Here is a 24,487-nt window from a genome sequence, read left to right as displayed (position 1 = left end):
AAGGCGAATCCCATGACCAACAACAATCGCATGACCGTCCTCGGCGGTCCGGAACAGGGCTTCGAGACAATCCTGAGTCCGGAGGCCCTCACCTTCCTCACGCGCCTGCATGACCAGTTCACAGGCCGACGCCAGGAGCGACTCACCGAGCGGATGGTGCAGCGCAAGAATATCGAGAATGGCCGCAACCTCGGCTTCCTCTCCGAGACTGCCGCGATCCGGGCGGACTCCGGATGGCGCGTGGCCGGTGCCGGCCCCGGGCTCGAAGACCGTCGGGTGGAGATCACCGGACCGACCGACCGCAAGATGACAGTCAACGCACTCAACTCGGGGGCGAAGGTCTGGTTGGCCGACCTCGAGGACGCCACCAGCCCGACCTGGTCGAACATCATCGGTGGCCAACTGTCGCTGTATGACGCCATCCGGCATCAGGTCGACTTCACGAGCGAGGCCGGCAAGGAGTACTCCGTCGGTCCGTTTTCAGAGGGTCAGGGCACTCCCACGATCGTGATGCGGCCGCGCGGCTGGCACCTTGTAGAGAAGCACCTGAGGTACACCGACCGGGCGGACCACAGCAAGGCGGCATCCGCATCGCTGGTGGACTTCGGACTGTACCTGTTCCATAATGCCCAGGCACTCATTGCCGACGGCCGCGGTCCCTACTTCTACCTGCCAAAGATCGAGAATCACCGCGAGGCCCGGCTCTGGGATGACATCTTCACGTTTTCGGAGAACGCGCTCGGACTCGAGCACGGAGTCATCCGCGCGACAGTGCTCATCGAGACGATCACGGCCGCGTTCGAGATGGAGGAGATTCTGTACGAGCTCAAGGATCACTGCGCCGGACTCAATGCCGGTCGCTGGGACTACATCTTCAGCCTGATCAAGAACTTCCGTGGCCGCGGTCGCCAGTTCGTGCTTCCCGACCGGGATCGCATCACGATGACATCACCGATGATGCGCAACTACACCGAGCTGCTCGTGGCCACTTGCCATCGTCGGGGAGCGCATGCCATCGGAGGCATGAGTGCCTTCATTCCTAACCGTCGCGACCCGGAAATCACCGCGCAGGCGATCTCCAGGGTGCACGACGACAAACGCCGGGAGGCCACCGATGGCTTCGACGGCACCTGGGTGGCGCATCCAGACCTGGTTGCCACCGCGCGCGAGGAGTTCGACGCGGTGCTCGGTGACCGGCCCAACCAAGTGGATCGTCAGCGTCCGGAGGTGGATGTCTCTGCAGCCGATCTGCTCGACGTGCGTTCCTTCGACCAGACGGTGACCACCGAGGGTGTGCGCCGCAACGTCTCCGTTGCCCTGCGCTACATCGAGAGTTGGCTCCGCGGGGTCGGTGCCGCGGCGATCGACAACCTCATGGAGGATGCCGCGACCGCCGAGATCTCCCGATCGCAACTCTGGCAGTGGATCGCCCAGTGCGTCGTCACCGGACAGGGCGATCTGGTGACACGCGACCTCGTCGAGGGGATGCTGCAGAAGGAGATCGAGGGCAGCGACCGGTCAACGGAAGATCGTTTCGATGATGCCGCAGCGATCGTGCGCCTCGTGACGCTGCAGGACGAGTTCCCGACCTTCCTCACCATCCCGGCTTACACCCACTACCTCGTGGACACGGTCGAAGAACGGGAGACAATCGCCGCCTGATCGAACCATGCTGGCGCTGCTCGACGAGCGAGTAGACTCCATACCGCCCGGTCGGTTTTTCGATCGGGGTCGGTACTGGAGAAGGCATCAATGGAGATCGTCGGCGCTGTACTCGAGCAGAGCGGGGCGGAGCCGCCATTCGCGGCATCCGCTCCCCTGTCCGTCTGCCGACTTCAACTGGATACTCCGGGTGCGGGTGAAATCCTCGTGCGCATCGAGGTGGCCGGCGTCTGCCACTCCGACCTCTCCGTCGTCGATGGCAATCGGGTACGTCCCACTCCACTGCTTCTCGGCCACGAAGCCGCCGGCATAGTCGAGATGCTCGGAGAAGGCACCGGCGATCTGGCCGTCGGTGGGCTGGCCGTCGGTGGCCTGGCAGTCGGTGACCGGGTGGTCATGACCTTCCTTCCCCGCTGCGGCGCGTGCGCGGGATGCGCCACCGGCGGTCGCCTGCCCTGCGAGGTCGGGAGCGCGGCCAACACGGCTGGCACCCTCCTCGGTGGCGGCATCCGACTGCACCGGGATGGGCAGCCGGTCTCCCACCATCTGGGAGTCTCCGCCTTTGCAACCCACGCGGTCGTCAACCGCGCCTCGGTGGTGCGCGTCGACCGGGATATCCCGGCAGAAGTCGCCGCACTGCTCGGCTGCGCTGTGCTCACCGGCGGCGGTGCCGTACTCAACTCCGCGAAGCCCGCACCCGGTGAGACGGTGATGGTGGTTGGACTCGGCGGGGTCGGCATGGCTGCAGTACTCGTTGCACTCTCACTTGGCAATCACGTGATCGGCGTCGATGGCGTCGAGCAGAAGCTCGCGACGGCTCGCGACCTCGGCGTGACCGAGACCTACACACCCCAGCAGTTGCTCGACGCGGGAGTTCGGGCGCCCGTGGTGATCGAGGCCGCTGGCAATGCCCGCGCATTCGAGACCGCACTGGCGGCAACCGCGCTCGGCGGTCGAACGGTAACCGTCGGCCTTCCCGCACCAGACGCCCGCGCAACGATCTCCCCGCTCCTGCTCACCGCCGAGGCACGAACCATCATCGGCAGCTACCTCGGCTCCGCGCTGCCATCCCGCGATATCCCCCTGTTTGCCGAGCTGTGGCGTGAGGGACGGTTGCCGGTAGAGAAACTCATCTCGCGCCACATCCGCCTCGAGCAGTTGAATGAGGCGATGGATGCTCTCGCTGAGGGCCGCGAACTGCGCCAGTTGATTGTGTTTGGGCCAGAAACCGCCAATCCAGACACCACCGAATCAGAAACCACCGGCCCAGAAACCGCCGGCCCCGCAGCCGAGAAGAAGGAGAACGGATGACCGAGCAACGCACCGCCATCGTCACGGGAGGTGCCCGCGGAATCGGGGCCGCCATTTCGAAGCGCCTCGCCTCGGACGGCTACGCCGTGGCGGTGGTCGACCTCCGCGAGGAAGACACCACGAGCACCGTCGACGAGATTGTGGCATCCGGCGGGCGCGCCATCGGCATCGGAGCGGATGACGCAGATGCCATCGCCGTCGCGAGTGCCGTTGCTCGCACCGCAGCCGAACTCGGCGCTCCCACCATCCTCGTGAACAACGCCGGCATCCTGCGCGACAACCTGCTCTTCAAAATGACCGACGACGACTGGGATGCCGTAATGGGTGTGCACCTTCGTGGAGCGTTCCTGATGAGCCGCGAGGTGCAAAAGCACCAGGTCGAGGCGAAGTGGGGCCGCGTGGTCAACCTGTCGAGCACCTCAGCCCTCGGCAACCGTGGACAGGCCAACTATTCCGCCGCGAAGGCCGGATTGCAGGGCCTCACGAAGACGCTCGCAATCGAGCTCGGACCATTTGGAGTGACCGCCAATGCGATCGCCCCCGGCTTCATCGACAGCGACATGCTGCGCGCAACCGCCACCCGAATGGGTATCACCTTCGAAACCTTCCTCGAGGGTGCCGCGAAGGAAATCCCGGTGCGCCGGGTCGGCCAGCCGGAGGATGTCGCCGCGATGGCATCCTTCTTCTGCTCGTCAGAGGCCGGATTCGTCTCCGGGCAGGTCGTGTACGTCTCCGGTGGGCCGAAGGCCTGAGACCGTGACGACTTTCGCGAATCCGGCCGCGCTTCTTGGTGCCGTTGGCACGGATCTCGGCATCACCGAGTGGCTCGAGATCGACCAGAACCGCATCGACAGCTTTGCGCGTGCCACGGGTGACGAGCAGTGGATCCATGTCGATCCCGCGCGCGCAGCCACCGGTCCATTCGGCGGCACCATCGCCCACGGATACCTCACCCTGTCGCTGCTCGCCCCACTGACCGCACAGCTGCTCGACGTGCACAATGTGCAGATGGCCATCAACTACGGGCTCGATCGTGTGCGTTTCCTGCAGCCGGTGCGCAGCGGATCCCGGGTGCGGGCATCCGCATCGGTCACGAGCGCCGAGGTGGTCAACCTCGGCGTGCGGGTGGGTGTGAAAATAACAGTAGAGATCGACGGCGAATCGAAGCCCGCTCTCATCGCGGACCTGATCGTGCTGTTCGCTGGCACCACTCCGATTGCCCCAAATACGACTGCTGATACCGCAAAGGAAACTTCATGACCGAAGAACATTCACTGACCGAGAAATCCCTCATCGACCTGTGGATCACATCGCGCCTTCACCTCATCGCCTCGCAGGTTGCGCCGATCTTTCTGCTGATCGTGACGATTGGCCTGCTTGGCGCTGGACTCACGACCGCGCCAGCCAGCGTGCGCCTCGCCGCCGCCGGCATCCTGCTCGCCTCCGGTATTCTCGGCGCGCTCGTTCAGCTCTCCGCAGCAGGCGAGGCCCTTGGGGTGATCGACGACCTCAGTGCGATCGTCGCACCGTCGGCCCTGTCGACTCGCATCATCGGCTCTCGACGCTGGGTCGCCGTGCCAAGGTTCGTGACGCCCACAATCTTCGTACTGGTCTATATCGCCCTGCTCGCGGCACTGTTCCTGAGCGCCTGATGATGAGCGCCTGATGACGGCCGCCCGATGATGGTGCCCGACGGCTATCGCTTCAGTCGCGTCTTCGACACGCGATGGAACGATAACGACGTCTACGGCCACCTCAACAACACCACTCACTATGCGGCGATGGACACCACCATCACGAGTTGGCTGATCGAGACCGCCGGGCTCCGCAGCACTGCGGATGCCGCGATGGCGGTAGTGGTCTCGTCCTCGTGCACCTATCTCGCCTCGGTGTCATTCCCGGAGTCGCTTCTGGTCGGCCTTCGCGCGGGACGGATCGGAACGACCAGCGTCACCTGGGAGCTCGGTCTGTACGCCGAGAGCACCGGATCCCTCGTGGCAACCGGGCAGTTCGTGCATGTCTTCGTGGACTCCGCTACTCAGCGGCCCGTGCCTATTCCGTTGGCCGTGCGCGACGCCATCGAGGCCCAACTGGTGGTGTCGGCATGCTGAGGGTTGTGCTGTGAGCCGCGAACCGCGCGGATTGGCCACGTCAGCGCTCGAGGCCTGGCTGCGGGTGGAGCATCCGCAGCTCGTCAGCGAGTCAGGACTCGAGGCGACGCTGATTACCGGCGGCCGGAGCAACCTCACCTACCGTCTGCTCGGCGGGCCGACCCCACTGGTGCTTCGTCGGCCGCCACTCGGGCACGTGTTGGCGAGCGCGCACGATATGGCACGGGAGTTTCGGGTGATCTCGGCACTCGGTGGCGGCACGGTACCGGTGCCAGAGGCCGTGCTGTATCGGGATGACACCGATGGCAGCGCCGGCGTCGGTACCCCGTTCTACCTCATGGGGCTCGTCGACGGACAGGTGCTCTCCTCTCCCGCAGCGAACTCCCCCTTCAGCCCCGCGCAGCTGCGAACGTTGAGCCTCGACCTCGTCACGACCCTGGCCGAGTTGCACACCATCGATCCGGCATCCGTCGGGCTGGAGGATTTCGGTCGTGCGGCCGGATACCTCGAGCGGCAGGTGCGCCGATGGGGTGCGCAATACGACGCATCCCGCAGCCGCGAGCTTCCAGAGCTCGATGCACTTCAGGCTGCCCTGCGCGACAACGTGCCGATCACGGTGAGCTCGTCTCTCGTGCACGGAGACTTCCGACTCGACAATGCCATCGTAAAAGTGGACGCCGATGGCCGACCGCGCATCGCCGCGATTCTCGACTGGGAGATGGCGACAATCGGTGACTCGTTCACCGATCTCGGCCTGCTCGGCCTGTACTGGGACATCCGCAGCATCAGTGAACAGGCGGCTGCCGTCGCCGCGAGCGCTGTCGACCCGGGGGCCGGCTATCCGAGCTTCGCGGAGTTGCTCGACGCCTACGCCGCCGCCCGCGGCACCGCGATACCCGAGCTGTCCTGGTACCTGGCGTTCGCCGCCTACAAGCTCGCGATCATCCTCGAGGGAATCCACCTGCGCTTCCAGGCCGGCGAGACCGTTGGCCCCGGATTCGACACGATCGGCGGGCTCGTCACGCCCCTGGCACGGGCGGGGCTTCGCTCACTCACCGAAAGGACACCCTGATGGATTTCGCTCCGGATGCCACCACCATCGACCTCGTGGCCCGCATGAACGCCTTCCTCACCGAGTGCGTCTACCCCGCCGAGGCCGTGCTCGAGACCCAAATGGCGAAGACTCCGGATGACTGGAACCTTCGTCCGATCGTTCGCGAGTTGCAGGCCGAAGCTCAGGCGCGCGGCTTGTGGAACCTGTTCCTTCCCGCCGAAGGCCTCACCAACCTGCAGTATGCGGCGGTCGCCGAACTCACCGGGCGCAGCCCGAAGCTTGCCCCGATCGCGCTGAATTGCGCCGCTCCCGACACCGGCAACATGGAGGTGCTCGCCGAGTTCGGCACGGCCGCCCAGAAGGAGCGCTGGCTGGCGCCGCTGCTCGAGGGCCGCATCCGATCCTCCTTCTGTATGACCGAACCGGACGTCGCCTCCTCCGATGCCACGAACATCGCCACCAGCATCCGCCGCGACGGTGACGACTATCTGATCGACGGCCGCAAGTGGTGGTCAACCGGAGCGATGAATCCCGAGGCCGAGATCTTCATCGTGATGGGTCGTACGGCAACGGCGGACTCGAATGCCGCGCGGCATCGCCAACAGAGCATGATCCTGGTACCCCGCGACACACCGGGGGTGACGATCGTTCGGTCGCTCACGGTGTTCGGTTACGACGACCGCGATCACGGTGGCCACGCCGAGGTGCTCTTCGACGGAGTCCGGGTGCCCTCGACCAACCTCATTGCGGGAGAGGGCGACGGATTCAAAATCGCGCAGGCGCGGCTCGGCCCCGGGCGCATCCATCACTGCATGAGGCTGCTCGGCATGGCCGAGCACACTATGGATCTCATGCGCGAGCGTGCGAAGAGCCGGGTCGCCTTCGGGCGGCCGCTTGCCGACCAGGGTGTGGTGCGCGAATGGCTGGCCGAGAGTCGTATCTCCATCGAATCGCTGCGGCTGCTGGTGCTGAAGACCGCCTGGCTGATGGACACAGTGGGCAATGCCGGCGCGATGACCGAGATCCAGGCGATCAAGATCGCCGTGCCGCGGGCGGTGCAGCACATCCTCGACCGTGCGATCCAACTGCACGGGGGCGGTGGACTCACCGCTGACGATCCGATCGCCGAGATGTTCGCCGGAGCTCGCGCGCTGAGACTCGCCGACGGACCGGACGAAGTGCACCTGTCGTCCCTCGGCAAGGCCGAACTGCGTCGGCGCTAGAGCGTCTTGCAGTTACCGCAGCACCGAACTCAACAGCAGGCTCGTCTCGCTGTTCACCACACCCTCGATGGCACGGATTTGCCCCAGCGTTCGGTCGAAGTCGGAGAGGGTCTCGGTGCGCAGCTCGGCCACGAGGTCCCACCCACCGTTCGTGGTGTGCAGAGCGCTGATCTCGGGCATTCCGCGCAACTGCTGGATCACATGATTGGTGGTGCGCCCCTCGACTTCGATGGAGGTGATTGCGTGGATGGTGAGCGGGTCGAGTTCGTCCCGCACCCGCACGGTGAAGCCAACGACGGTGCCGGATGACACGAGCCGCTCGAGTCGGCTGCTGATCGTTGCCCGGGCCACGCCCAGCGTGCGCGCAAGGAATGCGACGGATGCCCGGCCATCTTCACGAAGGGCGGAGAGCAGGCTGCGGTCGAGGTCATCCAGTGCGAGCATGAACATAATGTACTACTAGTGGTAGCAGACTGCGTTATCAATAGGCACAATATCTACTCTCTGCTCATTCTTTGTGCATATCACCGAGACATAGGCTGGTCTTCTAACGAAGTGGAGACGCCCATGACGCGTTTTGTGGATGTTCGCAACATGGTGCGCTGGGCGACGACGACGGGGCCCGAGACCATCATCGGCGGCATGATCGGCTACCTGCGTGATGACTTTCGTCGCTGGGAGAGCTTCGACAAGACCGCGCGGGTTGCGAACCACACACCGCTCGGCGTCATCGAGCTGATGCCCACCAGCGACCATGAGACCTACGCCTTTAAATACGTCAACGGTCACCCGTCCAACCCGGCACGCGGGTTCCAGACTGTGACCGCCTTCGGCGTTCTTGCCGACGTGCACAACGGCTACCCAACACTGCTCGCCGAGATGACCCTGCTCACGGCTCTGCGCACCGCCGCCACCTCGGCGATGGTGGCCGCAGAGCTGGCCCGACCGGATTCCACGACTATGGCGATGATCGGTGCCGGTAGCCAGGCCGAATTCCAGGCCCTCGGATTCCGGACTGCCCTCGGCATCCACCGCCTGCGCGTCTGGGACACCGACCCGGAGGCCATGGAGAAGTTCCGGCGCAACCTCGCACCGCTCGGATTCGAGATCACCATAGCCACGAGCGCAGCGGATGCGGTGGCCGGCGCCGACATCATCACCACCTGCACCGCAGACAAGGCCCTTGCAACCGTGCTGATCTGCGACCTCGTCGTACCCGGTGTGCACATCAACGCCATCGGTGGCGACTGCCCGGGCAAGACCGAGCTCGAGGCCGCGATCCTCGAGCGGGCGTCGGTCTTCGTCGAGTACCCGCCGCAGACCCGCGTCGAGGGTGAGATCCAGCAGATGGCACCCGACTTCCCGGTGACCGAACTCTGGAAGGTCATCGTCGGAACTGAGCCCGGCCGCACCTCTCGCGATCAGATCACCCTGTTCGATTCGGTCGGTTTCGCGATCGAAGACTTTTCCGCCCTACGGTACCTGCGCGACTCCGTCGCCCGCACCGAGTTCTTCGAGGAAATCGACCTCGTGGCGGCCCCGGAGAACCCGAAGGACCTCTTCGGCATGATCGGCGCACTCTCCCCCGTCGGCAGCTGAGACCCGTGTCTGTGCAAGCGCCGTCGGCGGTCGTACTCGTGCGCCCGCACCACTTCCGGCCCAACCCGCTCACGGCGGACGATAACGTGTTCCAGATCGCGGGATCCGCGACACAGTCCTCCCGGCTGATGGCCGCCCTCGCGACCGCAGCCTACGACGAGGTGACACGGGCAGCTTCGGCACTTGCAGCCGCCGGCATCCGAGTACATCTTTTCGACGACGAGAGCCCGGATCGGCCCGACAGTGTCTTCCCCAACAACTGGATGTCCACCCATCCGGGCGGCCATGTCGCGATCTATCCGATGTACGCGGCGAACCGGCGCGGCGAGCGGCGGTCGGATGTGATCGACATGCTGAAAAATGAGTACCGGGTGCAGGATGTGATCGATTATTCCGGCCTCGAACTCGACGATGTATTTCTCGAGGGCACCGGCGCGATCGTGCTCGACCACGGGTCGCGGGTCGCATACGTCGCCCGCTCCCACCGGGCCGACCCAATCGCACTCGAGCGGTTCTGCACGAACTTCGGCTATGAACCGATGGTCTTCGATGCGGTCGATCCGTCGGGTGTGCCGGTTTATCACACGAACGTAATGATGGGGATCGCCACGGACTTCGCGCTGGTGGGTCTTGACCTCATCCAGTCTCCGGCGCGTCGTGCCGAGGTCGTGGATCGACTGACCGCCCACGGACGTGTTGTCATCGACCTCGATTTCGAGCAGGTCTGCGACTTCGCCGGCAACGCGATCGAGCTGCACGCGCCGAGTGGCCGTGTTCTCGCACTGTCGCGCCGAGCAGCCGATACCCTGCGACCACACCAGCTCGCGATCATCCAGCGGTCGTGCACGCTACTGCCGCTCGACATCCCCACCATCGAGCTTGCCGGCGGATCGGTGCGCTGCATGATTGCGGGTATCCACCTCGATCCGCGACCGGTCACCGTCGCGGTCTGACGCGTCAGGAGTGCGGAATCGCCGAGGTCATTCCACCGTCGACCACGAACTCGGCACCGGTCGAATAGGCCGACTCCTCGCTGGCAAGGAAGACGACCAGCGACGAGACCTCCTCCGGTTGCGCCGGTCGCCCCAGCGGCACCTGCTGGTTGGCGAAGTCGAGCTGCTCGGTCATCGAGGTCACGATGAACCCCGGATGCACAGAGTTGACCCGCACGTTATGGCGCCCGAGCTCCACCGCGACTGATTTGGTGAGTCCGCGCACCGCGAACTTGGAGGCGACGTAGCCGTGCAACCCCGCGCTGCCGCGCAGGCCCTCGACGGACGAGATGTTGATGATCGATCCGTGCCTTGCCGCCTTCATCACCGGAACGACGGCTTTGACCCCGAGGAAGGTTCCCGTGAGGTTCACCGCGAGCACGGCATTCCACATCTCGAGTGTGTACTTGTCAATGGCAGCCATGTTTCCGATTCCGGCGTTGTTCACGAGCACGTCCACAGTGCCGAAAGCGGCGACAGTGGCCGCGACAACAGCCTCCCACTCGCTTTCCGAGGTCACGTCGAGGTGCTCATAGCGCACGGCATCGCCAAGCTCTGCAGCGAGGGCACGACCCTCGTCATCCAGCACATCGGCGATCACCACCCTGGCACCCTCCCGCACGAAAGCGCGGGCGTGCGAGGCTCCCATGCCGCGAGCACCGCCGGTGATGATCGCAACTGTGTTGAACAAGCGACTGGTGAGGCGGGCCATGGTATCTCCTTAGTCAGGGTGTTGACACGTGCGGGGCCGATGGGGGAATCGCTGAGATTCCGGCAAGGAACAGGTCGGTGAGCTGGGCTGCGATGAGAGCGCCGTCTTCCGGGCCATCCGCGGAATACCACTGCGGCAGGTAGTGCAGGTCGCTGAAGAAATTGGCCACGAGCACCGCGCGCGGGATGTCGGTGCGATAGATGCCCTCGTGCTGGCCCGCCTCAACCAGCGCCGCGAACTGGTCGTTGTAGATACGGCGACGCCGCGTCACATCGAGTTGCTTGACAGTCGGCAGCATGTGGGCGGAATGGAAAAACACCGTGCCCTCGTCGAGAAACTCGATCGAGGTCTCGATCACATCGATGCAGGCCGCCCGCAGCTTCTGTGCCGTGGTGTCCTCCGTCCCAACAATCGCAGCGAGGTGCTCGCCCTGCAGCGTCAGCAGGTGCTCGTAGATGCCGACAAGCAGGTCGTCCTTGGAGCGGAAATAGTGATACATCGCTCCTTTGGTGACTCCGGCCGCATCCACAATCTGCTGCACGGAGGTGTGGGCAAAGCCGTGCTTGGCGAATAGGTCGACGGCAGCGGTACGCACCGCATCCGCGACGCTCGCATTCGACGCCATCAGGTCACCGGACGGATAGATCCGCCGCCGTCGATGACGATGGTCTGGCCGGTGATCCAGGCGGCGTCCGCAGACAGGAGAAATGCCACGACGCCCGACACGTCCTCGGGCACACCGAGCCTGGCGAGCGGGTAGATCGCCGCAACCTCCGCCTCGCGTCCGTCGTAGAGGGCCTCGGCAAACTTTGTCTTGATCACGGCGGGAGCGACCGCATTGACCCTGATCCCGGGCGCGAGCTCAAACGCGAGCTGGGTCGTAAGCGAGATGAGAGCAGCCTTGGAAACTCCGTAAAACCCGATGCCCGGAGCCGCCGAGATACCTGCGATCGACGCGATGTTCACGATGGAGCCATTGCGGGCGCCGATGCCGGCGGCCACGGCATCCCGTGACCAGTCGAGGGCGGCCATCACATTGATCTCGAGGATCTTGCTCATCGCCGAGTGTTCTGTCTCGAGGGTCGGCCCGAAGCTCGGATTCACTCCGGCGTTACTGACGAAGTGGTCGAGGCCTCCGAATTCGCGCTCAATGACCTCGAATACCCGTGCGCGATGCTCCGGGTCGTCGGCCTTGCCCGCGACCCAGAGAGCGGATGCCCCGAGGTGCACTGCGGCCTCGCGCAGGGCATCCTCGCGACGCGCGGTAATGAGCACGCGAGCACCCTCGTCGACGAGCCTCCTGGCGATGGCAAGCCCGATGCCGCGGCTCGCTCCGGTGATGAGGGCAGTGCGGCCTTCGAAGCGATTCACCAGGGTCCTAACGTGAGAGGGACTGTGCCGACCACGGGGCAAACCGACTGTTCGGTATGCCCACCCTAGCCCTGTTGGGTACGCTGAATGAGCCGGCGACAATCCCCGGCTGTTGACGGAGACCCCCATGACCCCCCACGTGTCCAGCCACCAGTGGCATCTTGCACAGCGACCAACCGGCACACCCACATCCGAAGATGTGAAATTCGTCACCGTGGAACTCCCCCCTCTTGCCGAGAACGAGGTGCGGGTACGCAACGAGTTCATCTCGGTCGACCCCTACATGCGCGGTCGCATGAATGACGTGAAGTCCTATGTGCCCCCATTCCAGCTCGACCAGGTCATGGATGCGGATGCGGTCGGTCGGGTGATCGAGTCCCGCTCCCCCGAACTCGCCGTCGGTCAGCTGGTGCAACACTTCCAGGGCTGGCGGGATGTCGCCCAGGGTGATGCGAGCCGTTTCACCGCACGCGAGGAAGTGCCCAGCGTGGCGTCATCCGTCTATCTGAGTGCTCTCGGCCTCACCGGATTGACCGCTTGGGTTGGACTTCTCCTGATCGCCGAGATGAAAGCGGGCGACACGGTCTTCGTCTCGGGGGCAGCCGGGGCTGTCGGCTCCGCGGTGGGCCAACTTGCGCGGCTTCGCGGTGCATCCCGGGTAATCGGCAGCGCAGGCACCGACGAGAAGGTCGCACTGCTCACCAGTCGCTATGGCTTCGATGCCGCTTTCAATTACAAGAACGGCTCGGTCTCGCGGATGCTGCGTGAGGCGGCCCCCGACGGCATCGACGTGTACTTCGACAATGTGGGCGGCGATCATCTCGAGGCCGCCATCTTCGCCTTCAATAACGGCGGTCGTGCGGCGATCTGCGGAGCCATCAGCGGCTATAACGCCGAACACGCCGAACCCGGTCCACGAAATCTCGCCATGCTGATCTCCAAAGGCGTAACACTGAAGGGCTTCACGATCCCGAGCTACCAGCAGCACGCCCCCGAGTTTTTCCGCGAGATTTCCCCGCTGGTCGCTTCGGGCGAATTCGTGTTCGACGAGACGGTGATCGATGGCGTCGAGAATACTTTCGATGCCTGGCTCGGGCTCATGCGCGGAGAGAACACCGGCAAGATGCTGGTGCGTGTCGCTGCAGAGGACTAAGCCGTCGTCGGGCGGCAATGTCATTCACTGAGGTCGCCACCGAACTCCGCGCGGCGGGCTGCGTGTTCGCGGAGGATGAGGCCGCACTGAATCTCCTTCAATCCCACCTCAGGTGTCGACAACGCATCTTGCGGTCGACGTTTCCCCTGCGAAGGTGACACCCTGACGGGGGTGGGCGATGCAGGCGTGGGCGGTGCAGGCGTTGGCCGTCAGCCGTCGATCGACTCCAGGAACGGGGTCACCGCGGCGAGCACTTCGGCTGCAGGCCTCAGAGTGTTGCCGTGCGCCCTCCCCTGCAGCGCATGGAAGCTGGCGTTCGGCATCAGGGTTGCCGCGAACTCAGAGTCGCCGAAGCGCCCGTGATCGCGAGTGCCGGCCAGAAGCAGAGTCGGTGTGGTCAGTTGTGCGAGTCGAGCATCCGCTATTCCCGGCTCACGCTCGACCTGGCGAAAATACGCACGCAACGCGAGGGAATCGTTGGCGAGAAAGGCCGCGGAGGTCTGCGGATCGATCGGAGCGCCAGCGTGCGCCGCCCAGCCGTCGAGAAAGCCGGCCATGCCACTCGCACCGAGTACGGCGTCGTAGCCGGGGAAGAAGAGCTCGGAGACGCTGCCGCCCGGCGCTCGATAGGTGCCCCCGGCGGAGATGAGCGAGAGCATCCGCTCCGGATGGCTGTCGGCGAGTGAGAATCCGGCGCGAGCTCCAAAGGAGTAGCCGAAGAGATGCGCCGCCGGTGCGTCTACTGCGTCGAGCACCGCGAGCAGATCGGCGAGAACCAGCGGCATCCGGTACGCCTCGGTCTCGTGCGGCTTGCCACTTCGACCGTGCCCGCGCAGGTCGATCGCAATCACCCGATAGCGATCCTGCAGTGCAGCGACATAACCGAATCCGCGCCAGATCGACCGCGACAGTGCCGATCCGTGCACCAGAAGGATCGGTGGACCCTCGCCGCGCACGTCGAACCTGATCCGCGTGCCGTCGATCGGGTTTACGGTTTCGCTCACCGCACCATCATGCCCCTACTTCGAGCACGGCATGCAGACACCAGCGTCAGGATCCTCGCCGCACGCCGCATCCCGCATCCCGCACAGCAGCACGCCGCACAGCCGCACGCCACTCAGCCTGCGGTGGGCAGTCGCGCCTGTTCCAGGTGATACTCGGAGCTGTCGAAGCGACGCACCGACCTTCGGAACTGCGCGGCCCGGTGCGGCCAGAGGGTGGTGTTCCGGCCACTGGCGTCGAGGTAGTAGCTCGAGCATCCGCCGCTGACCCAAACCGAGTTTTCGAGGTCGGCCTGCACCTTCCGGTTGTAACGCTTCTGGGACTCCGCCGTTGGCACAACGGATGCCGCCCCGCTCGCCCGCATCGCCTCCAGCGCCTTCAGCACATAGCCGATCTGCGCTTCGATGATGTAGACGATGCTGTTGTGACCGAGGGCCGAGTTCGGTCCGACGAGCAGGAACAGGTTGGGAAAACCAGCCACCGTCGTGCCGTGAAGTGCTTCCATGTGGCCAGACCAGGCCTCGGCAAGCGTCGTTCCGCCGACACCGCGCACCAGTCGGGCGACCGCCGGTTCGGTCGCGTTGAACCCGGTGCCTCCGATGAGCACATCGAACTCACGCCGAGTGCCGTCGGCTGTGAGCACAAAACGCCCCTCGACAGAGTCGATCGGGTCGGTGACGAGTTCGACATTGGATCGGGTCATTGCCCGGTAAAAGTTGCTCGAGACGAGGATGCGCTTGCACCCGATCCGGTATCGAGGAGTGAGCTTCGCCCGCAGAACAGGATCAGCTACCTGGCTGCGCAGATAGCGCAGGGCGAATCGCTGCATGAGCGAACCGATTGACGGAGTGCGAAAGCCTGCGAACCGCGCTTCTGCCGAACGGAAAACCCAGGCACGGGAGGCGCGTTGGAGCACCGGGAATCGCCGGAATAGCCTAACTCGGCGTTCGGTGGTCGGCGCATCCCCCCTCGGAACGATCCAGGTGGGGGTGCGTTGGAACACCGTGAGCTCCCCCACCTGCTTCTGCAGTTCAGGCACGAACTGGATCGCGGATGCCCCGGTGCCGATCACCGCGACCCTCAGGCCTGCGAGATCGATGTCATGTCGCCACCGAGAGGAATGGAACCGCTCGCCAGCGAAGTGCTCCAGGCCGGGGATGCGCGGCCAGACCGGGTCGATCAATGGACCGGCGCCTGAAACGAGTACCGAGGCGGTGAACTCCCCGGTGCTCGTGTTCAGCCGCCACAGAGACGCCGCGTCATCCCAGGCCGCCTCCAGCAGTTCGGTGTGGAACTGAATCCGCGACCGAATGCCGAACTGGTCGGCGGTCGAGCGGAGGTAGTCGAGGATCTCCGGCTGGCGACCGTACCGAAACTTCCAGTCGGCCCGGGGCGCGAAAGAAAACGAATACAGGTCGCTGCGAATATCACACGCTGCTCCCGGATAGGTATTGTCACGCCAGGTGCCCCCGACCTCGGCTCCGCGCTCGATGATGAGAAAGTCGTCGACGCCATGCCGGGTGAGCTGAATCGCCATCCCCAGACCGGCAAACCCCGCTCCGATGATCGCGACCTTTACATGTTGAAGCATGGGCAGATGATACCCCGCAAATTCGACAGGGCAGCTCAGCGCAGAATATGTTGAGGTCGAGTGGGTTAGGGTACTTCCGATGTGGCATCCGCGGCATTCGAGAGGATGTCATGGGTCGTCGAAGCGCCACTCCGAGTTCACGGGAATCCGGCGTCCACCCCCCGGTGCGTCATGCGAGGGCAGATCGCGCGCATCTGATCGGCTCACTTGCCAAGGTGCTCGCCGGAACAATTGCTGTGCTCGTGGTCTCGAGCACCACCGTTGGCGCGTTCGCCGTCTACGGCACTCTGGCTAGCGCCGGGCCGGGTATCCACCTCTCTCACGCGGGCGGGGCTGCAATCGCGGCGCCCCCGATCGGGCCGATCGAGGGCGAGGTCAACCTGCTTATTGCCGGCTCGGACACTCGCACCGGCCAAGCCGGGTTCCAGAGTGCAGCCGAGCTCGCCGGGAGTTCCGGTGCTGGAAATAATGACGTGACGATGCTGCTGCACATTTCGGCCGACCACTCCAGTGCCACCGTGGTGAGCTTTCCGCGCGACCTCGTGTCAATCCCGCTCTGCGGCAAGGGCATCTCGAACGCGATGTTCAACACCACTCTCTCGCGCGGCCTGTCCTGCACGGTGCAGACCGTGGAGAAAATGACCGGTCTGACCATCCCCTACGCGGGCGTCATCTCCTTCAACGGCGTCACCGGCATGTCTAATGCTGTCGGTGGTGTGACTGTGTGCCTTGCCACCCCGATTAAAGACCCCTACACCGAACCCCAGCTCGACCTCGCAGCGGGACAGCAGACCCTCGTGGGGGACACGGCTCTCTCGTTCCTGCGCAGCCGACACGGCGTCGGCGACGGCAGCGACCTCGGACGTATCAGCAACCAGCAGGTTTTCCTCTCGGCCCTCACCCGCAAGATCGTCAGCGGCGGTGTCCTCAGTAACCCGCTGACGCTCTACAAACTCGCGAACTCCACACTCGCCAATGTGCGGCTGTCGGACACGCTCACCAACCCGACCACGCTGGTCTCGATCGCCCTCGCCCTCAAGGGCCTCGACCTGAGCAAGATCGTGTTCCTGCAGTATCCGACCGGTGCCGACCCTGAGGATCCCAACCGGGTCATCCCGCTCGTGGCTCCCGCGGCGGCCCTCGCCGCGGCACTCAAGTCCGACCAGCCGATCTCGCTCACCGGCAAGCTCGGTCGCGCCGCCGTGGCCGATCCAAATGCCGTGGTGACGGCGACACCGGCACCGGCCCCTTCCGGATCTGCCACCGCAGCACCGGCCACGACGCCAACCCCAAGCTCAATCGCCCTCCCCTCAACGATTACCGGCCAACGGGCGGACCAGAGCACCTGCACGGAGGGGTTCACCAACCAGAAGTGAGGGGTGGCGTTGCGTGCGGGGTCAGTCCCCCCACACTGTGGCGAAGTGAGTGAACGCATCCGCTACCTGTTGCACCAGCTGCGCTTCGGATGCCGTGCCAGCCAGATGGTCAGCCAGCGGCTTCTCCCAGACACTGCGACCGATCACAAAGCCGCGGAAGCCATCCACTGCAGCGGCCACCGCCAGCCAGTGGTCTACCCGTTCACGGGAAGCGGCTCGACCAAGCACGATGCAGTTGACCGCCGACCGACCGCCGCGTTGTGCGGATGCCACGGCAGCGCGGGCATCCGCAGCACTGTCCAGCCCCTCGAAGTTCCAGATGTCGGGCTCGATCCCCTCGTCCTGCATCTGCTCGATAACCTGTACCGTGAGCCCGGGCCTCAGTTCGGCGTCGTAGCGCAGCGCATCCGATCCCACTGATTGGAGCTGCCCTAACGTGGCAGGGACCATCAGCTCGATCATGAATGTGCGGCCCGACGCATGAAGAGCATTCGACACGGCGATCAGCCGATCGAACTGAAGTGTGCGGTTGAACGACCCCTGGGGGTTATCGCGCACCAGCACCTTCACCCGGTTCGGGGAGTACTGCTGCACGTGTTGCACCCAGTCATCGTCCCCAAAAGTGCCATATTCGAGCAGGAAGAGCGGCTCTCCGCTGCGTTCGATCGGCATGGAGAGATCAATTCGAGCATCCTTTGCCCGCACCGCAACCGCGGCCCCGTAGCGCTCGTCAACGAGCACACCGACTCGGGAGGCATCCACTCCATCGTCAATTGCCCGCAGCAGCCCATCGAAGATAAGTGCCTTATGGGCGCAGATGCGAGCAGTCTGTGCACTGGTCGGAGCACCGTCGATGCCGTAAAGATCCCGCAGGAGGGAAGCGCGATGATCCATCGCGAGGATGAGCAGGTCGGAGTTTGAAGTCACGGTGTTGACGGTACTCCGCTCAGCACGGTGTTTCGTGCACCGGATCGGCTCAGCGCGTTGGTACGACAAGCACCGGACAGGTAGCGAGTTGAACGCACTGGCTGCTGACCGATCCAATAAGTAGCCCGGCAAACCCCCCGAGCCCACGCGGTCCGACCACCAGCATTACTGCAGATGCCGAAAGCTCAGTGAGCAGTTGCGCCGGGTGAGCCAGCGCGGCGCGCAGATGAAGCGTGACCGTTGGGTTTTGGGACGCGATGACCGCAGTCTCCGCAGCCAGTAAAGCTCGGACTTTCTCGTTTACCTCCTCGAATGACGAGACGTAGCCCTGGCTGTAGAGGGCGCCGTGAGGAGCCGTGTCAATGCTCCACGAACGCGCCACCACGATGTCAACACCGAGCTTGTTCGCAAAGACGAAGGCAACCTCGAGGGCATGGGTGGAATCGCGTGATCCATCGTGGCCGACGACGATACTGCCGATCGGAACCGGCATCAAGCTGCTGTCGTTCATAGTCATATTCCCTTCCTGGGGTTCCAGCTTCGGGGCGATCGGCTGCGGTGAGTGGGTCAAAGGTCCTGTCCCTCACCGGCGGCGATCTCGATTTCAGAACCAAGCGCCCGAAAGTTGGCCGTGCGGCCCTACAGTCCGGTGCACGGCTGACGAACGGCAGCGAAGTGCCGTGCCAGACTCTCGAGCGGTGGCAACGAGAAAAGCCCCGAACCAGGGGTTCAGGGCTTTTCTTGTGTCCGTGTCACGGACTTCTGTGGATCCAAGGGGATTCGAACCCCTGACCCCCTGCATGCCATGCAGGTGCGCTACCGGGCTGCGCCATGGACCCATGCTGACTATCTTGAACTGACAAGATGGCAACTCCGCAAGATTACTACACATCGGCGCGCTCCGTGGTCAGACTGCAGTCGAGCACGGAGCGCCTCACCACCGGCCGCCCCGAGATCCGCGTTATCCCCCAAGGCGGCAGCGCAGCGCGAGCATGGCGCCAATGGCCGCTCGCAACTCCTGCAGGTGATGTTCCGCTTGGAAAGGCTGGGTGTGAGCACCCAGATCGGTCGCGGCGAGGCTTGTCCCAACGGTCTCAACAGCAAGCCCGTAGTCGAGACCGAGGATCCCTACCGCAGCGGCCGACTGGTATGGCACATAGATCGGCGATGTCACCTGGAGCACCGAACGTTCCGCTGGCCTGCGACGCTCACCGGCCCAGAATCGATAGGTGTCAGCCGAGTTCGCGCGTCGGTTATCCGGATCGGACGAGGGTGCCGCCAGCACACTCAGTCGTGGCAGTCCCTGTCGGTGCCAGGTGAGGTGACGCCACGATGAGTGTGGCGTTGCACCCCCACCACTGACGATCTCCGGCTCGTCGAGCGGCGCGAAAGCCTGCTCGAGCCCGGCGAGCATCCCGCCAAATTCGTCGGTGGCGGCTACGCCGAGAGCCTGCGCGAGCACTCGTTCCTGTGGCGAAAACAGCCGGAAACCCCCGAGGAACAGGATGTGATCACACTCGAGCCCGGACTCGAGCAGTTTCGCTACAAACCGGGGCTTCACGATGCCGGCGCGCACCATCCCGCCGGTCATGATCACCGTGTCGTACCGGCGCCTCGAAGGTACCTCCCGTGCGGCAAGACCGAGAGCGGGAGACTGACCGTGAACAGTGTCGATCTGAAGCGCTGTCAGCGCCGAGTCACCGATTGAATCGCGCTCCCGGCCCCGCCGAAAATCCCACTGCGCCGCGGCAAACCCATCCAGCCACAATAATCGGTGTGCCGCTGAACCGGTCGGCACCGATCCCCCACAGACGGCGACAATCGAGGCGAGGGCGGATGACCCGGACCAGGCATCGATGAGCTCGAGTACCCGTTTCCCCTCGCCGTCAATTGCACGCCAGGACGGCAGCTCGAGAGCCGTCATCCGACTTGAGCGGCTCGGCTATTCGGCAGGCTCGCGCACCGGAAGATTGATCGGGATCACCGGGCAGTCCTTCCACAGGCGCTCGAGCGAGTAATACATCCGGTCTTCCTCGTGGAAGACGTGCACAACGAGATCACCAAAGTCGAGAAGAATCCATCGACCCTCGGCGCGTCCCTCGCGGCGAAGCGGCTTTGAGCCATGCTCGATCAGCAGGTCTTCGATCTCGCTCGCAATCGCGATGACGTTGCGTTCGTTGCGTCCGGTGGCGAGAAGGAAGATATCGGTGAGAGGCAGCGGACCCGACACATCGAGTGCAACCAGGTCTTCGGCCTGTTTCGAGTCTGCGGCGGCTGCCGCGATTTGGAGGAGTTCGCGGGCATGGTCGGTCGCAGTCACAGGGTCCTTTGGGGTGGAAGAGAAAATAATATGGTCACAGGTTTAGAAGATCTTGAAGATCATCCCAGCGACGAGCAGCACGACGACACCGACGGCCATGACCGCGGCGGAGACGATGAGAATGAGCGGCAATCGACTGGTTTTTTGCGGCTTCATCGACATGATCACATCGCCAGAGGAAGTACTGGTGCTGACCGCGCGGATCGCGCGGACCGGTGCCGATTCGGGATCGGACGAGTCTTCGCGGTCGTCAGCTTCGAGAAGCAAATCGACGTCCGAGTGGTCGTAGCGAGCCGGATAAATGCCGGTCGATCCCATGCTGCGTGGAAGGCTAATCGACCCGGTGATGAGGATCTCCCCAGTACCGCTGAGCGGGCCCATAATGTTCTCGCCGGTCGGCATAGACGGCAATACGAGAGCGCTCGTCGTGAGAGCACCGCTAGTCGCCCCGATGTCGCGGGCAAAAGTACTCTCTTGCAGCTGCTCACCGTCATCGATCGACGCCTGGGTTGACCAGTGGCCCACCGGCGGCACGTATGTGGCATCCATCGGGGCGACGGATCCTGCGGGCACGGCTAGGGTCGAAGCGATGGTCTCAGCAACAGTCGTGGCGGGAGAATCGTGCCCAGTGATAGACGCGTCGAACGTAACGGCCGCCGCATCCTCGTGAGTCGGCTCCACGGTGGTCTCCACTGACTGACCACTCGGAAACAGCAGATCCTCGAAGGCTGGCCCCTGCTCTCCGTGCGGCTCGAGCTCCGCAACCACGACTTCTGCCTGCGCGGTCGCTTGGTCGATCTCCGGATCGATAGTGAAGACGGGTGTGCTGACGAAGTGCACCGGAGCGGATGTGATTGCCACATCCCGCGCGGGCTCAACAAGCTCGGCGAGGGTGATGTCCGCGGTGGTAATGCCTGCAAGAGTCGCGCCGGGGAAGGGCGGACGCACTGGCGGTTCGACAAGCACTGGCGGTTCGACAAGCACTGGCGGTTCGACAAGCACTGGCGGTTCGACAAGCACTGGCGGTTCGACAAGCACTGGCGGTTCGGTCACCGAGTTCACAGTCGACGCGTCGGCATGCTGCGCCGCCACAGTTTCACCCGCGCGATGCGTTTCTTCGCGTTCGCGCTCTTGATCCACTGTGGCACGGCGGGCACGGTCACGGAACCACTGTCGCTTGGTAGGAACTTCGGCGAGAGGCACTTCGGCTGCCACGGCCTCTTCTGCGACAACAGGTGCAACTCCAGCTGGCGTGTCCGTGTCCGTGCCGGTAGCACCGGTGGCGGCAGCTCTTTCGGCGTCGTCAGTTCTTTCGGCGTCGTCAGTCTCGCTCGGTGTCGTCACAAAACCACCGATACCCCGCTCGCGCATCTGGCGTCGGGTGAGGACCGGCTCGGGAGCAGCGACGGCCTCCGGAGCGGCGGCGATCTCAGGAGCGGCGGCGGCCTCCGGAGCTATCGCACCAAGCGGCGGGCCGACGGGACGGACTGCGGCTCGCCGTGAATCGGATGCACCGGAGTCGCGAGCGCGGCGGGCCGGCTGGTGATCTACCGGAACTGGCGCAGCGAGGGTCGGTGCGATGAAGGGGCGGGGTGCGTGCACCGGATTGTTAGCTAGCACCGGATTGTTAGCCAGCACCGGATTGTTAGCCAGCACCGGACCGGCTTGTTCGTTGGTCGCCGGGTGCTGTGCGCGACGCCCACGCGTCGGCAGGGGATCAGCTGCACCCTGCGGTGGGCCTTGCGGTGCGGTCGCTCGTCGGGCTTCCGCTTCCCAGCCCTGGTGGGCGACCCCCGCGAAAGCGGCGTCGTCAGCCGCATCCTGCTCGGCGGTCGACTGCGAGTCGACGCTGCCGTCGCGTTCGGTTTGCCGAACTTGCCGCCTACTCGCGGGCGGCTGGTCATGCCAAGCTGTCATGTCAGACTCCGATACAGGTGGTGTTTGGAGATGTATTGAACAACACCGTCGGGCACCAAATACCACACCGGGTATCCCCGGCTGACCCGGCTGCGGCAATCAGTGGATGATATCGCAAGCGCGGGCACTTCGAGCAAGCTTACTTCCGACTCAGGTAAACCGGAAATAGTCAGCGAGTGACCCGGTCGAGTCACAGCAACGAAATGCGCGAGCGACCAGAGTTCGGCCACATCTTTCCAGTCGAGAATCTGGGTGATCGCGTCCGCACCGGAGATAAAGTAAAGCTCCGCGTCGGGCCGCTCAGCGTGCAGATCGCGGAGCGTGTCAATCGTGTAGGTGGGCCCCTCGCGGTCGATATCAACCCGACTCACCGTAAAGTTTGGGTTAGCCGCAGTAGCAATAACCGTCATCAAATAACGGTGCTCGCTTGAGGTGGCTCCCGGCTTCTGATATGGAGTTCCGGTGGGAACGAACACCACCTCATCCAGACCGAAAGATTGCGCAACCTCGCTCGCCGCGACCAGATGTCCATGGTGGATGGGGTCGAAGGTGCCACCCATCACACCGATTTTCGGACGCTTCGCCGCGCTTTTCACCATCACGTCGTGCGCGCTAGTGATTGGCCGTGTGTCCGCTCGCCGCCGAGCCACCGGTCTTTTGGCTGTGACGGTTGGCAACGTCGCGGAAACTCCACACGACCAGCCCAAGACCGACGAAGACGACAATCGCGATGAGGGGGAATATCCAAATCGGGAAGATCAGCGCGATCTTCGCCTCTTCTGCCGCCAGAACAATCGTGCTTAACACCGACATCCACCCATCCCTCACGCTTTAATTCAATGTTTCAAGCCTACCGGCCTTCAGATGCCTATTCCCTGACCTGGCCCGTGCCACGCACAATCCATTTGGTGCTCGTAAGTTCGCTCAACCCCATCGGACCGCGCGCGTGGAGCTTTTGCGTGGAGATGCCCACTTCGGCTCCGAAGCCGAATTCCCCGCCGTCAGTGAACCGGGTCGAGGTGTTCACCATCACCACGGCCGAGTCCACCTCGGCCAGAAAGCGTTCGGCGTTGCCGAGATCGTTAGTCACGATCGACTCGGTGTGGTGGGTCGAGTAGCGACGGATGTGCTCCATCGCCTCGTCGAGTGAGCCGACAACCCGCACCGCGATGTCAAGCGACATGTATTCGGTGGCCCAGTCCTCATCGGTGGCCGCGACAGCATCCGCGAATATCGCGCGAGTGCCCTCGTCGCCATGGATGGTGACCCCGGATGCCCGCAGCGCGCCAAGCACGGGAGGCAGCAGCCGCATCGCCGCCCCCTCATGCACGAGCAAGGTCTCGAGGGCATTGCAGACGCTGGGCCGCTGCACCTTGGAATTATGCACGATGTCGATCGCCCAGGCTTCATCGGCCGACTCGTCGAGGAAGACGTGAACGACACCCGCGCCGGTCTCGATCACCGGAACCTTCGACTCGGCCACGACAGTGTTGATGAGGGCGGCGCTCCCGCGCGGAATGAGCACATCCACCTGTCCACGCGCCCGCATCAGCTGCCGTGCGCCGTCGCGACCGAACTCGTCGATCGTCTGTACAGCATCTGCGGGCAGTCCGACGCCGCGAAGCGAATCCTGGATGATCGCCACCAGTTCACGATTGGTGTTTTCCGCAGCACTCCCCCCGCGCAGCACCACCGCGTTACCGCTCTTGAGCGCGAGGCTGGCGATATCGACCGTGACATTGGGTCGGGCCTCGTAGATGACGCCGACGACACCGAATGGCACCCGCACCTCGCTCAGCCTCAGGCCATTGTCCAGTGTCCGCCCTCGCACGTTTTCGCCGACTGGATCAACCAGCGTTGCCACGAGCCGCACCGCATCTGCCAGCCCAGCCAGCCGAGTCGCATCGAGACGCAACCGATCGAGCACCCCGACACTCAGGTCATTGTCGCGCCCGTTGGCCAGGTCGAGATCGTTGGCCAGGATGATCCGATCCGCATGCTCAACCATCGCAACAGCGATCGAGGCGAGGGCACGATTCTTGAGCGCAGCATTTGCTGTGGCGAGTACGAGGGATGCAGCGCGGGCGGCATCCAGTTTTTCGTCAAAGGAGCGCACCGTCACGACGATCTCAGGCATGACGCCAGTGTAGTTGCGCTGACTCTGCG

The 24,487-nt window shown here is 64.2% G+C and carries 26 protein-coding genes and 1 tRNA gene; 12 read left to right on the top strand and 15 right to left on the bottom strand.

Annotated features, from left to right (window positions below):
• Positions 1 to 12: 12 nt before the first annotated feature.
• The 8 genes from aceB to IWX88_RS04465 all read left to right on the top strand — a co-directional run bounded on the left by aceB (position 13) and on the right by IWX88_RS04465 (position 7,361).
• A complete protein-coding gene (gene aceB / locus IWX88_RS04500; protein WP_196827553.1) occupies positions 13 to 1,662 on the top strand; it encodes a malate synthase A in 1,650 nt (549 codons plus the stop codon).
• A gap of 90 nt (positions 1,663 to 1,752) precedes the next feature.
• On the top strand, positions 1,753 to 2,973 hold the full coding sequence (locus IWX88_RS04495) for a zinc-binding dehydrogenase (protein ID WP_196827551.1): 1,221 nt from the start codon (positions 1,753 to 1,755) through the stop codon (positions 2,971 to 2,973).
• Positions 2,970 to 3,725 carry an SDR family oxidoreductase gene (locus IWX88_RS04490; protein ID WP_196827549.1) on the top strand — a complete coding sequence of 252 codons (756 nt, stop codon included), beginning with the start codon at positions 2,970 to 2,972 and terminating at the stop codon, positions 3,723 to 3,725. The genes IWX88_RS04495 and IWX88_RS04490 overlap by 4 nt, the downstream gene beginning before the upstream one ends.
• 4 nt (positions 3,726 to 3,729) lie before the next feature.
• Complete coding sequence (locus IWX88_RS04485) at positions 3,730 to 4,233, top strand: MaoC family dehydratase (RefSeq protein ID WP_370568164.1); 504 nt, start codon at positions 3,730 to 3,732, stop codon at positions 4,231 to 4,233.
• The gene (locus tag IWX88_RS04480; RefSeq protein ID WP_196827544.1) at positions 4,230 to 4,625 is read left to right on the top strand and encodes a hypothetical protein; all 396 of its coding nucleotides are present in this window, start codon (positions 4,230 to 4,232) and stop codon (positions 4,623 to 4,625) included. The genes IWX88_RS04485 and IWX88_RS04480 overlap by 4 nt, the downstream gene beginning before the upstream one ends.
• Positions 4,626 to 4,652: 27 nt before the next feature.
• Positions 4,653 to 5,084 carry a thioesterase family protein gene (locus IWX88_RS04475; protein WP_231368761.1) on the top strand — a complete coding sequence of 144 codons (432 nt, stop codon included), beginning with the start codon at positions 4,653 to 4,655 and terminating at the stop codon, positions 5,082 to 5,084.
• 10 nt (positions 5,085 to 5,094) lie between these two features.
• Positions 5,095 to 6,156: a phosphotransferase family protein gene (locus IWX88_RS04470; protein ID WP_370568163.1), complete on the top strand. Its 1,062-nt coding sequence runs from the start codon at positions 5,095 to 5,097 to the stop codon at positions 6,154 to 6,156.
• Positions 6,156 to 7,361 (top strand): acyl-CoA dehydrogenase family protein, encoded by a 1,206-nt coding sequence (locus tag IWX88_RS04465; protein ID WP_196827540.1) that lies wholly within the window; start codon positions 6,156 to 6,158, stop codon positions 7,359 to 7,361. The genes IWX88_RS04470 and IWX88_RS04465 overlap by 1 nt, the downstream gene beginning before the upstream one ends.
• 12 nt (positions 7,362 to 7,373) lie before the next feature.
• Here the strand turns inward: IWX88_RS04465 and IWX88_RS04460 are convergent, their stop codons facing one another.
• Positions 7,374 to 7,805, bottom strand: a complete 432-nt coding sequence (locus IWX88_RS04460) for an Lrp/AsnC family transcriptional regulator (RefSeq protein WP_196827538.1) — start codon at positions 7,803 to 7,805, stop codon at positions 7,374 to 7,376.
• 123 nt (positions 7,806 to 7,928) lie between these two features.
• Here IWX88_RS04460 and IWX88_RS04455 point away from each other — a divergent pair, with 123 nt between their 5' ends.
• Positions 7,929 to 8,960, top strand: coding sequence for an ornithine cyclodeaminase (locus IWX88_RS04455; protein WP_196827536.1), 1,032 nt, complete (start codon positions 7,929 to 7,931; stop codon positions 8,958 to 8,960).
• A gap of 5 nt (positions 8,961 to 8,965) precedes the next feature.
• Positions 8,966 to 9,913 (top strand): citrulline utilization hydrolase CtlX, encoded by a 948-nt coding sequence (gene ctlX / locus IWX88_RS04450; protein WP_196827534.1) that lies wholly within the window; start codon positions 8,966 to 8,968, stop codon positions 9,911 to 9,913.
• Positions 9,914 to 9,917: 4 nt separating this feature from the next.
• Here the strand turns inward: ctlX and IWX88_RS04445 are convergent, their stop codons facing one another.
• The 3 genes from IWX88_RS04445 to IWX88_RS04435 are packed head-to-tail and all read right to left on the bottom strand — an operon-like array spanning position 9,918 to position 12,035.
• Entirely contained in the window at positions 9,918 to 10,664 is a 747-nt protein-coding gene (locus IWX88_RS04445) for a glucose 1-dehydrogenase (protein ID WP_196827532.1), read from the bottom strand.
• 13 nt (positions 10,665 to 10,677) lie between these two features.
• Positions 10,678 to 11,289, bottom strand: a complete 612-nt coding sequence (locus tag IWX88_RS04440) for a TetR/AcrR family transcriptional regulator (protein ID WP_196827530.1) — start codon at positions 11,287 to 11,289, stop codon at positions 10,678 to 10,680.
• Positions 11,289 to 12,035 carry an SDR family oxidoreductase gene (locus IWX88_RS04435; RefSeq protein WP_370568162.1) on the bottom strand — a complete coding sequence of 249 codons (747 nt, stop codon included), beginning with the start codon at positions 12,033 to 12,035 and terminating at the stop codon, positions 11,289 to 11,291. Before IWX88_RS04435 ends, IWX88_RS04440 begins: the two co-directional genes overlap by 1 nt.
• A gap of 127 nt (positions 12,036 to 12,162) precedes the next feature.
• On the opposite strand from IWX88_RS04435, the gene IWX88_RS04430 reads away from it, so the two are divergent.
• The gene (locus IWX88_RS04430) at positions 12,163 to 13,188 is read left to right on the top strand and encodes an NADP-dependent oxidoreductase (RefSeq protein ID WP_196827526.1); all 1,026 of its coding nucleotides are present in this window, start codon (positions 12,163 to 12,165) and stop codon (positions 13,186 to 13,188) included.
• 209 nt (positions 13,189 to 13,397) lie between these two features.
• On the opposite strand, the gene IWX88_RS04425 is transcribed toward IWX88_RS04430, so the two are convergent.
• Complete coding sequence (locus IWX88_RS04425) at positions 13,398 to 14,192, bottom strand: alpha/beta fold hydrolase (protein ID WP_196827524.1); 795 nt, start codon at positions 14,190 to 14,192, stop codon at positions 13,398 to 13,400.
• Positions 14,193 to 14,305: 113 nt separating this feature from the next.
• Positions 14,306 to 15,781 carry an NAD(P)/FAD-dependent oxidoreductase gene (locus IWX88_RS04420; protein ID WP_196827522.1) on the bottom strand — a complete coding sequence of 492 codons (1,476 nt, stop codon included), beginning with the start codon at positions 15,779 to 15,781 and terminating at the stop codon, positions 14,306 to 14,308.
• Between the two features lie 110 nt (positions 15,782 to 15,891).
• On the opposite strand from IWX88_RS04420, the gene IWX88_RS04415 reads away from it, so the two are divergent.
• Positions 15,892 to 17,157, top strand: a complete 1,266-nt coding sequence (locus IWX88_RS04415; RefSeq protein ID WP_196827520.1) for an LCP family protein — start codon at positions 15,892 to 15,894, stop codon at positions 17,155 to 17,157.
• A 21-nt stretch (positions 17,158 to 17,178) separates the two neighbouring features.
• Here IWX88_RS04415 and IWX88_RS04410 read toward each other — a convergent pair whose 3' ends face one another.
• From IWX88_RS04410 to IWX88_RS04370, 9 genes are all read right to left on the bottom strand, one after another.
• The gene (locus IWX88_RS04410) at positions 17,179 to 18,084 is read right to left on the bottom strand and encodes a 2-deoxy-5-keto-D-gluconate 6-phosphate aldolase domain-containing protein (protein WP_196827518.1); all 906 of its coding nucleotides are present in this window, start codon (positions 18,082 to 18,084) and stop codon (positions 17,179 to 17,181) included.
• A 49-nt stretch (positions 18,085 to 18,133) separates the two neighbouring features.
• Positions 18,134 to 18,595 (bottom strand): universal stress protein, encoded by a 462-nt coding sequence (locus IWX88_RS04405; protein WP_231368760.1) that lies wholly within the window; start codon positions 18,593 to 18,595, stop codon positions 18,134 to 18,136.
• 254 nt (positions 18,596 to 18,849) lie between these two features.
• Positions 18,850 to 18,923 (bottom strand) — tRNA-Ala (locus IWX88_RS04400).
• Between the two features lie 122 nt (positions 18,924 to 19,045).
• Positions 19,046 to 20,008 carry a hypothetical protein gene (locus IWX88_RS04395; protein WP_196827516.1) on the bottom strand — a complete coding sequence of 321 codons (963 nt, stop codon included), beginning with the start codon at positions 20,006 to 20,008 and terminating at the stop codon, positions 19,046 to 19,048.
• An 18-nt stretch (positions 20,009 to 20,026) separates the two neighbouring features.
• The gene (gene rsfS, locus IWX88_RS04390) at positions 20,027 to 20,404 is read right to left on the bottom strand and encodes a ribosome silencing factor (RefSeq protein WP_196827514.1); all 378 of its coding nucleotides are present in this window, start codon (positions 20,402 to 20,404) and stop codon (positions 20,027 to 20,029) included.
• Positions 20,405 to 20,446: 42 nt separating this feature from the next.
• Positions 20,447 to 22,321: a hypothetical protein gene (locus IWX88_RS04385; RefSeq protein WP_196827512.1), complete on the bottom strand. Its 1,875-nt coding sequence runs from the start codon at positions 22,319 to 22,321 to the stop codon at positions 20,447 to 20,449.
• On the bottom strand, positions 22,318 to 22,920 hold the full coding sequence (gene nadD / locus IWX88_RS04380; protein WP_196827880.1) for a nicotinate-nucleotide adenylyltransferase: 603 nt from the start codon (positions 22,918 to 22,920) through the stop codon (positions 22,318 to 22,320). The genes IWX88_RS04385 and nadD overlap by 4 nt, the downstream gene beginning before the upstream one ends.
• Before the next feature lie 13 nt (positions 22,921 to 22,933).
• Complete coding sequence (locus IWX88_RS04375; protein WP_196827510.1) at positions 22,934 to 23,134, bottom strand: hypothetical protein; 201 nt, start codon at positions 23,132 to 23,134, stop codon at positions 22,934 to 22,936.
• Between the two features lie 55 nt (positions 23,135 to 23,189).
• Complete coding sequence (locus IWX88_RS04370) at positions 23,190 to 24,458, bottom strand: glutamate-5-semialdehyde dehydrogenase (RefSeq protein WP_196827508.1); 1,269 nt, start codon at positions 24,456 to 24,458, stop codon at positions 23,190 to 23,192.
• Positions 24,459 to 24,487: the final 29 nt, after the last annotated feature.

This window comes from Frigoribacterium sp. CG_9.8 (assembly GCF_015751965.1).
In the GTDB taxonomy this organism is placed as follows: Bacteria; Actinomycetota; Actinomycetes; order Actinomycetales; family Microbacteriaceae; genus Lacisediminihabitans.
Note: the sequence above shows the minus strand (reverse complement) of the source record. Positions and strands in the feature narration are given on the sequence as shown.

Excerpts from the sequence above, each read along its gene's own strand:
- aceB (WP_196827553.1), top strand. The coding sequence starts at position 13 with ATGACCAACAACAATCGCATGACCGTCCTCGGCGGTCCGGAACAGGGC.
- IWX88_RS04495 (WP_196827551.1), top strand. The coding sequence starts at position 1,753 with ATGGAGATCGTCGGCGCTGTACTCGAGCAGAGCGGGGCGGAGCCGCCA.
- IWX88_RS04490 (WP_196827549.1), top strand. The coding sequence starts at position 2,970 with ATGACCGAGCAACGCACCGCCATCGTCACGGGAGGTGCCCGCGGAATC.
- IWX88_RS04480 (WP_196827544.1), top strand. The coding sequence starts at position 4,230 with ATGACCGAAGAACATTCACTGACCGAGAAATCCCTCATCGACCTGTGG.
- IWX88_RS04475 (WP_231368761.1), top strand. The coding sequence starts at position 4,653 with ATGATGGTGCCCGACGGCTATCGCTTCAGTCGCGTCTTCGACACGCGA.
- IWX88_RS04465 (WP_196827540.1), top strand. The coding sequence starts at position 6,156 with ATGGATTTCGCTCCGGATGCCACCACCATCGACCTCGTGGCCCGCATG.
- IWX88_RS04460 (WP_196827538.1), bottom strand. The coding sequence starts at position 7,805 with ATGCTCGCACTGGATGACCTCGACCGCAGCCTGCTCTCCGCCCTTCGT.
- IWX88_RS04455 (WP_196827536.1), top strand. The coding sequence starts at position 7,929 with ATGACGCGTTTTGTGGATGTTCGCAACATGGTGCGCTGGGCGACGACG.
- IWX88_RS04445 (WP_196827532.1), bottom strand. The coding sequence starts at position 10,664 with ATGGCCCGCCTCACCAGTCGCTTGTTCAACACAGTTGCGATCATCACC.
- IWX88_RS04440 (WP_196827530.1), bottom strand. The coding sequence starts at position 11,289 with ATGGCGTCGAATGCGAGCGTCGCGGATGCGGTGCGTACCGCTGCCGTC.
- IWX88_RS04430 (WP_196827526.1), top strand. The coding sequence starts at position 12,163 with ATGACCCCCCACGTGTCCAGCCACCAGTGGCATCTTGCACAGCGACCA.
- IWX88_RS04420 (WP_196827522.1), bottom strand. The coding sequence starts at position 15,781 with ATGCTTCAACATGTAAAGGTCGCGATCATCGGAGCGGGGTTTGCCGGT.
- IWX88_RS04415 (WP_196827520.1), top strand. The coding sequence starts at position 15,892 with ATGGGTCGTCGAAGCGCCACTCCGAGTTCACGGGAATCCGGCGTCCAC.
- IWX88_RS04405 (WP_231368760.1), bottom strand. The coding sequence starts at position 18,595 with ATGAACGACAGCAGCTTGATGCCGGTTCCGATCGGCAGTATCGTCGTC.
- IWX88_RS04395 (WP_196827516.1), bottom strand. The coding sequence starts at position 20,008 with ATGACGGCTCTCGAGCTGCCGTCCTGGCGTGCAATTGACGGCGAGGGG.
- IWX88_RS04385 (WP_196827512.1), bottom strand. The coding sequence starts at position 22,321 with ATGACAGCTTGGCATGACCAGCCGCCCGCGAGTAGGCGGCAAGTTCGG.
- nadD (WP_196827880.1), bottom strand. The coding sequence starts at position 22,920 with ATGGTGAAAAGCGCGGCGAAGCGTCCGAAAATCGGTGTGATGGGTGGC.
- IWX88_RS04375 (WP_196827510.1), bottom strand. The coding sequence starts at position 23,134 with ATGTCGGTGTTAAGCACGATTGTTCTGGCGGCAGAAGAGGCGAAGATC.
- IWX88_RS04370 (WP_196827508.1), bottom strand. The coding sequence starts at position 24,458 with ATGCCTGAGATCGTCGTGACGGTGCGCTCCTTTGACGAAAAACTGGAT.